General features: G+C 53.7%; 7 protein-coding genes and 4 pseudogenes. All 11 read left to right on the top strand.

Annotated features, from left to right (window positions below; translation table 11 throughout):
* Window positions 1-24: 24 nt before the first annotated feature.
* Entirely contained in the window at window positions 25-3,177 is a 3,153-nt protein-coding gene (locus tag MME58_RS24525; protein WP_055006032.1) for a CusA/CzcA family heavy metal efflux RND transporter, read from the top strand.
* Between the two features lie 291 nt (window positions 3,178-3,468).
* Complete coding sequence (locus MME58_RS24530; RefSeq protein WP_055006033.1) at window positions 3,469-4,056, top strand: hypothetical protein; 588 nt, start codon at window positions 3,469-3,471, stop codon at window positions 4,054-4,056.
* 113 nt (window positions 4,057-4,169) lie between these two features.
* Window positions 4,170-8,372, top strand: a complete 4,203-nt coding sequence (locus MME58_RS24535) for an RHS repeat-associated core domain-containing protein (RefSeq protein WP_241409106.1) — start codon at window positions 4,170-4,172, stop codon at window positions 8,370-8,372.
* A 6-nt stretch (window positions 8,373-8,378) separates the two neighbouring features.
* Window positions 8,379-8,978 (top strand): hypothetical protein, encoded by a 600-nt coding sequence (locus MME58_RS24540; RefSeq protein ID WP_054988542.1) that lies wholly within the window; start codon window positions 8,379-8,381, stop codon window positions 8,976-8,978.
* Window positions 8,979-9,059: 81 nt separating this feature from the next.
* Window positions 9,060-10,124: pseudogene (locus MME58_RS24545) on the top strand (RHS repeat-associated core domain-containing protein); the annotation flags it as partial.
* A 4-nt stretch (window positions 10,125-10,128) separates the two neighbouring features.
* Window positions 10,129-10,665, top strand: coding sequence for a hypothetical protein (locus MME58_RS24550; RefSeq protein ID WP_055006042.1), 537 nt, complete (start codon window positions 10,129-10,131; stop codon window positions 10,663-10,665).
* Window positions 10,666-10,814: 149 nt separating this feature from the next.
* Window positions 10,815-12,911: pseudogene (locus MME58_RS24555) on the top strand (RHS repeat-associated core domain-containing protein); the annotation flags it as partial.
* A gap of 3 nt (window positions 12,912-12,914) precedes the next feature.
* Window positions 12,915-13,283 (top strand): immunity 8 family protein, encoded by a 369-nt coding sequence (locus MME58_RS24560; RefSeq protein ID WP_055004830.1) that lies wholly within the window; start codon window positions 12,915-12,917, stop codon window positions 13,281-13,283.
* Between the two features lie 138 nt (window positions 13,284-13,421).
* A pseudogene (locus MME58_RS27625) lies at window positions 13,422-13,844 on the top strand (RHS repeat domain-containing protein); the annotation flags it as partial.
* Window positions 13,845-14,383: 539 nt separating this feature from the next.
* Entirely contained in the window at window positions 14,384-14,914 is a 531-nt protein-coding gene (locus MME58_RS24570) for a hypothetical protein (protein ID WP_241409108.1), read from the top strand.
* A gap of 18 nt (window positions 14,915-14,932) precedes the next feature.
* A pseudogene (locus MME58_RS27910) lies at window positions 14,933-15,198 on the top strand (hypothetical protein); the annotation flags it as partial.
* Window positions 15,199-15,265 lie beyond the last annotated feature (67 nt).

Raw genomic sequence — 15,265 nt, forward strand, 5'->3', positions numbered from 1 at the left:
TCTGCGTCACACGAGTACACCTCCATGTTTGAACGGTTGATCCAATTCGCGATTGAACAGCGTATCGTCGTGATGCTTGCTGTGCTGCTCATGGCTGGGCTGGGCATTGCCAGTTACCAGAAACTGCCTATCGATGCCGTCCCCGACATCACCAACGTACAGGTGCAGATCAACACGTCTGCGCCCGGTTTCTCACCGCTGGAAACCGAGCAGCGCATCACCTTCGCCATCGAGACCAACATGGCGGGCCTGCCCGGCCTGCAACAAACGCGCTCGCTGTCGCGCTCGGGCCTGTCCCAGGTCACGGTGATTTTCGAGGACGGCACTGACCTGTTCTTCGCCCGCCAACTGGTGAACGAGCGCCTGCAGATTGCCAAGGACCAGTTGCCGGAAGGCGTCGATGCGATGATGGGACCGATCTCCACCGGCCTCGGCGAGATCTTTCTATGGACAGTCGAGGCCCGCGAGGGCGCGCTGAAAGAGGATGGCACGCCTTACACGCCGACTGACCTGCGGGTGATTCAGGACTGGATCATCAAACCGCAGTTGCGCAACGTGCCAGGCGTGGCCGAGATCAACACCATCGGCGGTTTCGCCAGGCAGTACCAGATTGCGCCCGACCCCAAGAAGCTGGCCGCCTACAAACTGACACTGAACGATCTGGTGGCAGCCCTGGAGCGCAACAACGCCAACGTCGGTGCCGGTTACATCGAGCGCGGCGGCGAGCAACTGTTGATACGCGCACCCGGCCAACTGGGCACTGTCGACGACATCGCCAACATCGTCATCGCCAATGTGCAGGGCACGCCCATCAGGGTCAGCAGCGTGGCCGAGGTCGGTATCGGCAAGGAAATGCGCTCCGGCGCAGCCACTGAAAACGGCCGCGAAGTGGTACTCGGCACGGTGTTCATGCTGATCGGTGAAAACAGCCGGACGGTGTCGCAGGCGGTGGCCGCCAAACTCGCCGACATCAACCGCACGCTGCCCGAGGGCGTCGAAGCGGTAACGGTTTATGACCGCACCAATCTGGTCAAAAAAGCCATCGCGACGGTCAAGAAGAACCTGATCGAAGGCGCGATTCTGGTCATCGTGATTCTGTTTCTGTTCCTCGGCAACATCCGTGCTGCGCTGATCACCGCCATGGTGATTCCGCTGGCCATGCTGTTCACCTTCACTGGCATGTTCACCAACAAGGTCAGCGCCAACCTGATGAGCCTGGGTGCACTGGACTTCGGCATCATTGTCGATGGCGCGGTGGTGATCGTCGAAAACGCGATTCGCAGGCTGGCGCACGCGCAGAAGAAACACGGCCGCATGCTGACCCGCTCGGAACGCTTTCACGAGGTCTTTGCCGCCGCCAGAGAGGCACGCCGCCCGCTGATTTTCGGTCAGTTGATCATCATGGTCGTGTACCTGCCAATCTTTGCCCTCACCGGCGTGGAAGGCAAAATGTTCCACCCGATGGCCTTCACCGTGGTCATCGCCCTGCTCGGCGCCATGATTCTTTCGGTGACCTTCGTACCCGCTGCCATCGCCATGTTCGTGACCGGCAAGGTCAAGGAAGAGGAAGGTTTCGTGATGCGCAACGCCCGCCTGCGCTATGCGCCGATACTGGGCTGGGTACTGGGGCATCGCTCGATAGCGTTCGGCACCGCCGTCGTGCTGATCGTGTTGTCCGGCTTCACCGCCAGCCGCATGGGCAGCGAGTTCATCCCGAGTTTGAGCGAAGGCGACTTCGCCTTGCAGGCGCTGCGGGTTCCCGGCACCAGCCTGACCCAATCGGTGGACATGCAGCAGCGACTGGAAAAAGCCATCATCGACAAGGTCCCGGAAGTACAGCGCGTATTCGCCCGTACCGGCACCGCCGAGATCGCCGCCGACCCGATGCCGCCCAACATCTCCGACAGCTACGTGATGCTCAAGCCGCAAAGCGAATGGCCGGATCCGGACAAATCCCGTGAAACCCTGATCGCCGACCTGCAAAAGGCTGCCGCCAGTGTGCCGGGCAGCAATTACGAACTGTCCCAGCCCATCCAGTTGCGCTTCAACGAGCTGGTTTCGGGGGTGCGCAGCGACGTGGCGGTGAAGGTCTTCGGCGATGACATGAACGTGCTGAACCAGACCGCCGCGAAAATCGCCGCCACCCTGCAAAAAGTGCCCGGTGCCTCGGAAGTCAAGGTCGAGCAAACCACTGGGCTGCCGGTGCTGACCATCAACATCGACCGCGACAAGGCGGCGCGCTATGGCCTCAACGTGGCCGATGTGCAGGACGCCATCGCCATTGCCCTGGGCGGTCGTCAGGCAGGCACGCTGTATGAAGGTGATCGCCGCTTCGACATGGTGGTGCGCCTGTCCGAACAACTGCGCACCGACGTGAACGGCCTCTCCAGCCTGCTCATTCCGGTGCCTGCCAGTGCCAGCAGCAACCAGCAGATCAGCTTCATCGCGCTGTCGCAAGTCGCCAGCCTTGATCTGGTACTCGGCCCGAACCAGATCAGCCGCGAGAACGGCAAGCGTGTCGTGATCGTCAGCGCCAACGTGCGCGGTCGGGACCTCGGCTCGTTTGTCGAAGAAGCGGGCACCACCATCGACAACGGCGTACAGATCCCTGCCGGCTACTGGACCAACTGGGGCGGGCAATTCGAGCAGCTGCAATCGGCTGCGAAACGCCTGCAGATCGTCGTGCCGGTGGCGCTGCTGCTCGTACTGGCGCTGCTGTTCATGATGTTCAACAACCTCAAGGACGGCCTGCTGGTCTTCACCGGCATCCCGTTCGCCCTGACCGGCGGCGTCATGGCCCTGTGGCTACGCGACATTCCCCTGTCGATCTCCGCAGGCGTGGGCTTCATCGCCCTGTCGGGTGTCGCGGTGCTGAACGGCCTGGTGATGATCGCCTTCATACGCAGCCTGCGCGAACAAGGCCACTCACTGCACGATGCCATCAACGAAGGAGCCCTCACCCGCCTGCGCCCGGTGCTGATGACCGCACTCGTCGCATCCCTCGGCTTCATCCCGATGGCCCTCGCCACCGGGACTGGCGCCGAAGTGCAGCGACCGCTGGCGACGGTCGTGATTGGCGGGATTCTGTCGTCGACAGCGCTGACGTTGTTGGTGTTGCCGGCGTTATATCAGTGGGCGCATCGGCGGGAGGAAGAGGCGTCTGAGGCGATGAAATAGGCTTCAAAGCAGCCGCAAAAGCTCCAGAAAGCTCGGTACAGAGCCTCCTGGAGCTTTCACCTGCACGCAGTGAACTTTCAGTTAAAGGAAGGTCGAAACACTCGCCTTTGAAAGTAGAACTCGTCCGTAGCTTTTATCCCACGGGACTTTCAGGCCTTTCCTGGTCTCCAGTCAGACACTGGATATGTAACAGTCCCGTCCAAGTCTTTATTGTCTACTTACAAATGGGCTGTGCGGCAGAATGTGCCTGCATAAGGAGATGTGGCAGTTGATGAACAAGGTTCATGGCATATGAGGCGCACCAGTCTTTACGACCGTATTTCCGAACGCCGACTGGCTGACGAGGCGCTGGCTCGCGAGGAAGCCGAGCGGGCTGCCGCGCAGCAGGCACTTGATCGTGCCGAAGCACTCATTCCTGTTCCAAAACCCTTGCTCGACGCGGCCTGCAGTTTCAATTTCGGCGGGTTCCGATTCAGCTTTCCCGAAGGCTTCAGGTGCAGCGCGATCGATGCCACTGTTCAGGTTGATGGAGAGCCTGTTGCAGTTTCCATTCAACGTCGCGATGTGCCTGAAGAGGCAACGCTTGCAGAAGCGTTCGCCGAGGAGCTCAAGACGCTGCGGCCACTGCATGGCGAAGTCCAAATCATTCGCCACTATGAAACGCTGTTGGCGGGCAATGCAGCGCTGGCGCTGGATTTTCATTTTCGCGCAGGCCTCGAAGAACGGCATGGACGCCTGATCGGGTCGATCGTGCCGGTCGCCGATCATAACGAACGCCAATGGTTGAGCGTGGGCTGCGTGATTGACTCGGAAAAACCCGCGCTGCAAACCTGGTTGCTGGATTTCGACAGCATGCTTGAAGGCCTGACCGCCCCCTGAACTCTCATTTCATCGCTGACAGGACACGCTTTAATGGACTATCCGTTGCAGAACATCAGCGTCACTTCAGGTGATCGGCCCCCAATTACCCGCAGCCAGCAGGAGTAACAGCGATGTTCGAGGCAGCGCGGTTACTGGATGAAATCGAACACACCGGAGCAATGGCGGGCTTTGTGCTCGGCGCGATTGTGGGCATCGCGGCCGTGGCGTATGTCTCGTTCACCGTCGCCACCTGCGGGTTCGGCGGTTTTTTACTGGCCATGGCTGTCGGCCTCGCGGGGAATGCCATTGCCAGCATCGGGGAGAGTATCGGCAGCGCCTTCAGCTCTCCCGCGGGGCAGATCGAATCTGCCTCGCCCAATGTGTTCATCAACGGTCGACCCGCTGCGTTTGCCATCGAAAGCACCGCCGTGTGTGACAAGCACTCGCCGATCGTCAAGGTGGCCGAAGGCTCCAGCAACGTCTTCATCAACGGCCAGCCCGCCGCACGCAAGGGCGACAAACTGACCTGCGGCGCGAAAATCGGCACCGGCTCGCCCAACGTCTTCATCGGCGGCGGTACGCAACGCTACCTGCCGGTGGATGACGAAGTGTCGGCGATGGCACGCTACACCGTGGACATTCTGTTGGTGGTGGCAGGCGGTGCAAAGGCCGTTCTCAGCATTGCCAAGCTGGGCCTGCAGGCTGGCCTGAAAGCGGCAGGCCCTTGCGCTTTGCAGTTCATGGGCGGAGTCTTTCTCGGAGACGCCATTTTTCGCTTCGGCGTCGCCCCTGTGGCCGAAAAAGTGTTGGGAGGCCTGCACGGCAACCCGGTCGACACTACCACCGGGCGCAAACTGCTGATCGACGAGTCCGATTTCAGTCTGCCGGGCCTGATGCCGATCGAGTGGACACGCTTCTACGCCAGCGACCTGACGGTCGACAGCGCGCTTGGCAAAGGCTGGGTGTTGCCGTGGGAACAAAGCCTGCGGCGCAAGGGTAGCTTTCTGTACCTCAGCGACAATCAGGGCCGCAGCGTGCCGTTCGTGACGCTGGACTACAACCAGCGCATCTACAACGCACAGGAACAGATGTATCTGGTGCGCACCGAGGGCGGTCATTACCTGCTGCAAACGCTGGATAACGTCTTTTACTACTTCGGCGAAGTTCCCGACGACAATCAGCCTGTTCCCCTGCAACGCATCGAAAACGCCCTCGGTCATTTTCTGCATTTCGTGCGCAGCGAAGACAGCGTTCTAACCGACATCTGCGCCACTGGCGGGCAACGCGTACACCTGCATTACGACGAGGTGACCAGCCGTCTGAGCACCGTCAAGCGGATCGTCGGCGACCAGGCCGTCGAAACGCTTGTGCGCTATGGCTACGACGACAATGGCCAGTTGAACAGTGTGTACAACCGCAATGGCGACTCGGTGCGTAATTTCAGCTACACCGATGGCCTGATGACCCGCCACGCCAATGCACTGGGGCTCAGTTGCGAATACCGCTGGGAAGTTCTCGACGGCAAGCCGCGCGTAGTCGAGCACTGGACCAGCGACGGCGAGCACTTTCAGTTCGATTATGATTTCGAGGCGCGCCAGACGCGCGTAACCGATGTGCTGGACCGTCGCGCCGAGGTGATTTACAACAAGGACCGTCGCGTCATCGCCAGCACTGATTTCGGCGGTGAGCAGTACCGTATCGCGCTGGACGACACTGGCAATATCACCGGTCTGACGCTGCCCGACGGCAATCAGTTGGGCTTCGAATACGACGATCTGTCGCGCCTGACTGCAGAAACCGACCCGCTGGGCCGAGCCACGTGTTATCAGCATCACTACAAGACCACACTGGTCAAACAGGTCACTTACCCTGACGGTGCCATCTGGACGGCCCGCTACGATTCGAAAGGCAATCTGGTTGCCGAAATCGATGCGCTGGGCCAAAAGACCGAATACCTCAACGGCGAAGATGGCCTGCCACACACCATCATCGATGCGACCTACAAATCCAGATACCTGTGGTGGAACAACCTGGCGCAGGTCGAGCGCTTTCAGGACTGCTCGGGCAAGAGCACTTGGTACCGATACGACGAACGCGATCAACTGGTCGCCGTCACTGATGCCCTGAACAACACCACCACACTGGAGCGAAAACCCGGCGGCGAAGTGCTGCGCATCAATCATCCGGACGGCACCCGCGAGAGCTTCACCTACAACGCCCACGGCCAGGTGCTCACGCACACCAACGGCAAGGACCAGACCACGCATCTGGCACGCAACGCCCGTGGCCTGCCCATCAGACGCCAGGACCCCAAGGGTTTGATCGTGGGCTACCAGTACGACAAGGCCCTGCGTCTTGCCACACTGACCAATGAAAACGCCGCCACTTACATATTTGCCTACGACGACTCCGACCGGCTGACCGAAGAAAAGCGCATCGACCAGCTGACCCGCCGTTTCAGCTACAACCTCGGCGGACACCTGACACAGGTCGAGGAAATCGGCTACGGCGAAAAAGGTGAACGGCCACAACGCAGCACGCATTTCGAGCGCGACCCGATTGGCCGCTTGCTGGCCAGACTCAACAACGACGCTCGTCAGGATTTTACCTACGATGACAGCGACCGCCTGCTGTCCATTCAGCGCACGCCCACCGATGGCGGCAGAAAACTCGGTGTCATCGCTGAAAAACTGGAATTTGCCTACGATATTCTGGGCCGTCTGACACAGGAGACGTCACCGCAAGGCGCGCTGACCTACGACTACGATCCGCTCAGCAACCTGACCACGCTGACCCTTCCCACCGGCCAGCATCTGAATCACCTGTATTACGGCAGCGGTCACTTGCATCAACTGAACCTCGATGGTCAGTTGATCAGCGACATGGAGCGCGACGACCTGCACCGCGAGATCTATCGCACCCAGGGCAAACTCACCAGCTGCTTTGGCTATGACGCTCTGGGCCGCAAGACCTGGCAGTACGCAACCACCCTGCCCGCTGAAAAACTGTCGCAGATACAGAACCCGCTCATAAAACCAGAGCGCTACGTCGAGCACACCTACAACCCGATCCACCGCCGCTACGAATACGACCCGGCCGGCGAACTGAGCCGCACCCTCGACAAACTGCGTGGCGAGGTCACCTACGAGTACGAAGCCAACGGCCGCCTGCTTGAACACAACCCCGAAAAACGCTTTGAGGGCGAAGCCTTTCGCTACGACGACGCTGGCAACCGCCTGAACTTCAACACCAGCCGCTTCGACCGCGTCAAAGACAACCGCCTAAGGCAATGGAGCAACCACGAATACAAATACGACGCGTGGGGCAATCTGGTCGAGAAAATCGTCGGCATCGTGCGTTGGCAGACCTTCACCTACGACAGCGAAAACCGTCTGGTCAAAACCGAGACCATGGCCAACAGTCAGGTGGAAAGCACCAGCAGCTACCAGTACGACAGCCTGGGCAGACGCGTTGCCAAACAGTGGGAGATCAAGGGTAAGACCGACCATCGACTATTTCTCTGGCAAGGCCTTCGATTGCTGCGTGAAGAAAGCCCGGGACAGAGCAGCCTGTATCTGTACGAGCCCGGCAGTTATGCGCCGCTGGCCCGTGTTGATGAGAAAGAGGGCGAGGCAGAGAACAAGGTCTACTACTTCCACACCGACCAGATTGGTACACCACTGGAGATGACCGACGCCGAAGGGCAGATCGTCTGGCAGGCCAAATATCGGCCTTGGGGGGCGGTTGAGAAGCTGGTGGTGAACGAGGTCGAGCAGAACCTGAGGTTTCAGGGTCAGTATTTCGATGTGGAGACGGGGCTTCACTACAACACGTTTCGGTATTACGATCCGGAGATCGGGCGGTTTATTACGCAGGATCCGATTGGGTTGTCGGGCGGGGATAATCTCTATCTGTATGCGCCTAATCCTTATGGGTGGGTTGATCCGTTCGGTCTTTCATGTACTTCTGATGCGAGACTATTAAGAGCAAATCTCGGTAGCAGCCCGTTGGGCGGTGGAAAGTTTGATGCTCATCATATTGTGCTATCCAACTCAAAAGACCCAATGATGAAAGCATTACGTGAAAAGATGGAAGGCTTTAAAATAAAAATCAATGACAAACCTAATGGGATTTGGCTTCCTAACAACAAGTCAGACAGAATTCCTGGCACAAATACAACGCCACACAAAGGCGCCGGAGTCCATGGAAACGCCTACAGACAATATATATTTGAAATCTTATCCGGCGCGCAGACCAGAGAAGAATTCCTGAATTCTCTAAGCATGATTAAAAAATCGTTATCTGACGGAATAGAGTTTCCAAAAGCGAGGTAGACCCCAATGAGCCATGATGACTTAATAGCATTTAAAAATTTGACTTTGGAGCACTTGGAAAATAATGACTTCCAAAAAGCTTTTTCATTTAATACTAACCTAGACTATAAGGTTTCTTGGTCTAAGGGGCCTGCATGCTCTATTATACCTTTAGACTTAGAAATGTCAGGCGTGAAGCCTGCCGAATTTTTAGCTCACGAACCAAAAAACAAAAAGAATGTTTATAAAAATTATTTTTTAGGCAACACTTTAATTAGAGTCGAATCCTTCGATAGGATGGGGCTACTCAGTGAAATAGAGTCAACAAAGACAGACAGTGGAATAAGATACTCTATTAGAAAAAATAATTTCGGAGAAGTTAATTGGTTGAAGGCTGTCGAGTTTGAAAAAGGGCTGCCTATTAGGGCATGCAGGATAGACTCGGATTCGGAATTTTGGAGTTATCGTTACAAGTGGGAAAATATGAAAATTGTGGAAATCACAACTTTTTCAAGCAATAGCATACCTGGCATTAGGTTATTTGTTGACTACTCTGGCGACGCGGTCAATAGTATCTTTTTTGATAACAAAGGCAGCAAGATAGTTATCTATAACAAAAACGACTAATTTTATAATTGAATATTTCTTGTATCTCTATAAGAACTTATCGACAAGGTAGATTTTTACTGAAATTAGAGAGGCAACTGCCTTAAAGACAACCGCCTCAAAAAGTGGAGCAACCACGAATACAAATACGACGCCTGGGGCAATCTGGTCGAGAAAATCGTTGGCATCGTGCGTTGACAGACCTTCACCTACGACAGCGAAAACCGTCTGGTCAAAACCGAGACCATGGCCAACAGTCAGGTGGAAAGCACCAGCAGCTATCAATATGACAGCCTGGGCAGGCGTGTTGGCAAACAGTCGGAGATCAAGGGTAAGACCGACCAGAAGCGCTTTCTCTGGCAGGGATTACGGCTGCTGCGTGAAGAGGGTCCTGAGCAGAGCAGCCTGTACCTCTACGAGCCGGGCAGTTATGCGCCACTCGCCCGTGTTGATCAGCGAGACGGTGAGGTGGAGAACAGGATTTACTACTTCCACACCGACCAGATTGGCACACCGCTGGAGATGACCGACGCCGAAGGGCAGATCGTCTGGCAGGCCAAATATCGGCCGTGGGGTGCGGTTGAGAAGCTGGTGGTGAACGAGGTCGAGCAGAACCTGAGGTTTCAGGGTCAGTATTTCGACGTGGAGACGGGGCTTCACTACAACACGTTTCGGTATTACGATCCGGAGATCGGGCGGTTTATTACGCAGGATCCGATTGGGTTAAGTGGTGGGGATAATCTCTATCTGTATGCTGTTAATTCAACATCCAGAATCGACCCTCTCGGACTGTGTTCTAAGATTTTAAGTTCCAGAATGGTAAATAGTGGCATCGCACGACCAGCCAACTCAGCAGCACACCATATCGTCGGAGACACATCGAAGTTAGCGGAGCCCGCAAGAAGAATAATGGCTAAACATAAAATTGATATTGACGACCCTGCTAATGGTGTATTCTTACCAAACAGGAACAACACAGACTTTAATCTGCCCGGAATAGCACATAATGGGAAACATCCCAATGTCTACTTTGAGAATGTGAACGAAATGATAATTGCCGCCGATCAAGCAGGAGGCAAACCAATGGTAATGAAGACTTTAGACAACATACGTAGCGAGCTTCTTGCAGCCTCTCGTGACAGTAAGTGGGCCAATTTATTTAGGTGACACTGTGAAATATTATAAAATCACTCAAGACGATAGATACAAAACATTGATTGATGGAGACAGCTCAAATAGCCTTCAACAATTTGCAATCCAGCTGGCATACGGCAAGGTAGAACTGAAAGGTGATGAAGCCTTCAAAGTCAAGTACAACGAAGATGACCACAAGAAAAGGCCTTTATCTGACATATATACTTTTTTTAGGCCCATCCTTATAGCTTCCGAAAAAGCGATAGAAGCACTGCAATGCACAAAAAAACAACAACCATTAAAACTGGAATCGCCTCAAGAAGGTCTGGTAGGTTTTTTCGTAACTACACTATTAGAAAATCATTTGGACAAAGAAAAATCAAAATACGACCAAGGACCTAATGGATATGTAGTTTATAAAATGGCGCTCAAAAACGTGTCGACCATTAAGCATGACATGTTTAGAATTTTGGAAAGTCCGCAAACCATCATTGTCAGCGAGCACGTAAAAGAGCGTATCCTGGAGCGCAAACTCAAGGGATTTACCCTTGTAGAAATACCCTGCACCGAATAAATAAATTTACATGGTGAGTTCGGAGCAGCGCTAGCTGTAGTTACTCCATAGAGTCGAGGAGGCAGCCTTGATTGTATCTCTGCTAGTTCTTGATATTGAAACTGTAGTTATTGATCCTGGATATTAAAACCAGCTCTTTAAAAACCGAATCAGAAACCACCACAATGGAGCGCAAACCCGGCGGCGAAGTGCTGCGCATCAATCATCCGGACGGTACCCGCGAGAGCTTCACCTACAACGCCCGTGGCCTGCCGATCAGACGCCAGGACCCCAAGGGTTTGATCGTGGGCTACCAGTACGACAAGGCCCTGCGTCTTGCCACACTGACCAATGAAAACGCCGCCACTTACACATTTGCCTACGACGACTCCGACCGGCTGACCGAAGAAAAGCGCATCGACCAGCTGACCCGCCGTTTCAGCTACAACCTCGGCGGACACCTGACACAGGTCGAGGAAATCGGCTACGGCGAAAAAGGTGAACGGCCACAACGCAGCACGCATTTCGAGCGCGACCCGATTGGCCGCTTGCTGGCCAGACTCAACAACGACGCTCGTCAGGATTTTACCTACGATGACAGCGACCGCCTGCTGTCCATTCAGCGCACGCCCACCGATGGCGGCAGAAAACTCGGTGTCATCGCTGAAAAACTGGAATTTGCCTACGATATTCTGGGCCGTCTGACACAGGAGACGTCACCGCAAGGCGCGCTGACCTACGACTACGATCCGCTCAGCAACCTGACCACGCTGACCCTTCCCACCGGCCAGCATCTGAATCACCTGTATTACGGCAGCGGTCACTTGCATCAACTGAACCTCGATGGTCAGTTGATCAGCGACATGGAGCGCGACGACCTGCACCGCGAGATCTATCGCACCCAGGGCAAACTCACCAGCTGCTTTGGCTATGACGCTCTGGGCCGCAAGACCTGGCAGTACGCAACCACCCTGCCCGCTGAAAAACTGTCGCAGATACAGAACCCGCTCATAAAACCAGAGCGCTACGTCGAGCACACCTACAACCCGATCCACCGCCGCTACGAATACGACCCGGCCGGCGAACTGAGCCGCACCCTCGACAAACTGCGTGGCGAGGTCACCTACGAGTACGAAGCCAACGGCCGCCTGCTTGAACACAACCCCGAAAAACGCTTTGAGGGCGAAGCCTTTCGCTACGACGACGCTGGCAACCGCCTGAACTTCAACACCAGCCGCTTCGACCGCGTCAAAGACAACCGCATCAAGCAATGGAGCAACCACGAATACAAATACGACGCGTGGGGCAATCTGGTCGAGAAAATCGTCGGCATCGTACGCTGGCAGACCTTCACCTACGACAGCGAAAACCGCCTCATCAAAACCGAAACCATGGCCAACAGCCAGGTGGAAAGCACCAGCAGCTACCAGTACGACAGCCTGGGCAGGCGTGTTGGCAAACAGTCGGAGATCAAGGGGCAGACCGACCAAAAGCGTTTTCTCTGGCAGGGATTACGGCTGCTGCGTGAAGAGGGTCCTGAGCAGAGCAGCCTGTATTTATACGAGCCGGGCAGCTATGCGCCACTCGCCCGTGTTGATCAGCGAGACGGCGAGGTGGAGAACAGGATTTATTACTTCCACACCGACCAGATTGGCACACCGCTGGAGATGACCGACGCCGAAGGACAGATCGTCTGGCAGGCCAAATATCGGCCGTGGGGTGCGGTTGAGAAACTGGTGGTGAACGAGGTCGAGCAGAACCTGAGGCTTCAGGGTCAGTATTTCGACGTGGAGACGGGGCTTCACTACAACACGTTTCGGTATTACGATCCGGAGATCGGGCGGTTTATAACGCAGGACCCGATTGGGTTGAGTGGGGGGGATAATCTTTATCTGTATGCGCCTAATCCTTATGGGTGGGTTGATCCTTGGGGTTTGTGCAATAGTTCTTCGGGTGGTGCGAGAGTAGCAGGCGATTGGGCAAAACTGAGTGGCAAACTCACTGAGGCCACGAAAGGGAAAGGTAATTTCGGCATTGGCTCTGGCACAAGAGAACAAGCAGACGTTATGGGAAAAGCTTGGGTTGGTGATGGATATAAAGTAGCTAGTGATGGAAAAACGTTAGTTAGTGAGAATGGCTTGAGGCAGTATAGACCACCTACTTACAAACCATATCAGAAAGGAACTCAGGCGAATTTTGAGCAAAGGTTTCCAGGTCAAGAGACAAAGAAGTGGCAGTCAAATGCTCATTTGGACATCACGGACTAAATCATGAACGCAAAATTAAAGCGGGTTCATAGCCCCGACATTTACAATCTTGAAAATCACCATCCAGAATGCTCGGATGATTTTAGCTTTCTCCTTCAAGCGATGATCGGCCCAGCAGATGAAGATGGGGAGGAATCATTTGATATTGAGGTATGCACTCCAAAGTGGATTGAAAAAAAACTCGGACTGGATGAGGTCCTTGTAGGGATGCATTATATTATTGTCCGAGAGTACAATTATCAGAAAATCATTCACACCATTGAGAAATTCTTGCTGAGTTGTTCAGGTGCGAATTGGAATGAGGTTTCAAAAAAAGTATCAAGACTTGGCCTTTGGGAATTTGAGAGCTACGAAGATGGAGGCCATGAGTAAGATAAGCCTGTTACTTATGGCGTGGTTCTTCATATTAAATTAATCGATAATACATTATATGTGGCCGGACTCTCCTAAGAAGGAAAATGCATCAGAACTTAGGAGTTTGGGGGTGGATTGATCCTTGATATCTGCGCAAAAAGCCCCGAGCAGAGCAGCCTGTACCTCTACGAACCCGGCAGCTATGCGCCGCTCGCGCGTGTTGATCAACGCGAAGGCGAGGATAAAAATAAGGTTTATTACTACCACACCGACCAAATCGGCACCCCACTGGAGATGACCGACGCCGAAGGGCACATCGTCTGGCAGGCCAAGTACGCACCGTGGGGGCTGATCAAGCAGCTGGCGGTGAACGAGGTCGAGCAGAACCTGAGGTTTCAGGGTCAGTATTTCGACGTGGAGACGGGGCTTCACTACAACACGTTTCGGTATTACGATCCGGAGATCGGGCGGTTTATTACGCAGGATCCGATTGGGTTGAGTGGTGGGGATAATCTCTATCTGTATGCGCCCAATCCTTATGGGTGGGTTGATCCTTGGGGTTTTTGCAAGAGTGCTGCAAGTGGTGAAAAAGGACGACTTAAAGCCAAACTTGATCTTGAGCGCAATAATTACGAGGTACTTGCAGAAGAACTGAAAATGAAGGTTAACGGTAGCAGAATACGTGCTGACTTCGTGACCAAAGATAAAAATGGTGTAATTCACGTATTTGAAGTAAAACACAGATCAGGCGGGTTCACAAAAAACCAAAAAGCAGAAAACATATACAACATGTCCACACCTGCCAACACCACTATTTACTTAGGCGGGGGGTCATCAAGCAATCAACAGGAATTGCAGGGACTTTAAAGTTGAAACTAAAGGGCAGCGCGGCATTGAACTGGGCGGCAAAGGAGCAACTCACAATGCGATCTTTAGCATATTAAAATATAGGTGATTTTATGAGCTTGGAAAACAGAAAAATATTTGAAAAGTAACTATTAAAAGAGCTTAAAGCCATCGACCCATCCAAGTCAATCGGCACAGAAAAAATAAAAATTTTTGCATATAAAAACAAACTAAAATTTAAGTTTGAAAAAGCATATGTTGCCGAACTTTATTTGGAACACCTTACCAACGCCAATGGCTACTATCTCGGCTGGCACGTTTTCGGCGGACCTATTTTCGAATGTACTGCCAACTTTATTGCCCCCTACAAAAGCAACTTACTGAACAAAACGTGTAGCGCTTATACCACATTGAAAATAGAAGATAAAAAACTCACACTGGTGAGTGGTGGCGTATTAAAAACACCGTCCCCTGAAGATGCCGTCGCTATAATCAAGCATATCAGACAAATTATTGAAGAAGATTACATACCAAAAATCGCAGGCTGCATAACTGCAAGCGAACGCACAATTCAAGACGTGAATGACGCCCCAAACATTTATGCATACCCTGCTATTTTTATACATTGCGCCATCATGCAAAATTCAAAAATTCAAAAATTCAAAAATTCAAAAATTCAAAAATTCAAAAATTCAAAAAAAGACTTACTTAAGAAAATAATCTCTAACAAGAAAATAATTAAGGACAGTAATTTTGATTTAGCGTTGTTAGAGAGTCATATTGATAGCCAGCTAACTGATTAACATTACACCGTAGGTTAATTGGGGCGACTGGCCAAGAACATTGCGCCTAAGACGCGCTGACCTACGACTACGATCCGCTCAGCAACTTGACCACGCTGCCCCTTCCCACCGGCCAGCACCTGAATCACCTGTATTACGGCAGCGGTCACTTGCATCAACTGAACCTCGATGGTCAGTTGATCAGCGACATGGAGCGCGACGACCTGCACCGCGAGATCTATCGCACCTGCTTTGGCTATGACGCTCTGGGCCGCAAGACCTGGCAGTACGCAACCACCCTGCCACAACCCATCCGACTCGTTGAGGCATCTCGTAGCGCATCAACTCATCCAGCACCTCAGTCGGTCGCAA

Source organism: Pseudomonas syringae pv. tagetis (assembly GCF_022557255.1).
Taxonomy (GTDB): Bacteria; Pseudomonadota; Gammaproteobacteria; order Pseudomonadales; family Pseudomonadaceae; genus Aquipseudomonas; species Aquipseudomonas caricapapayae.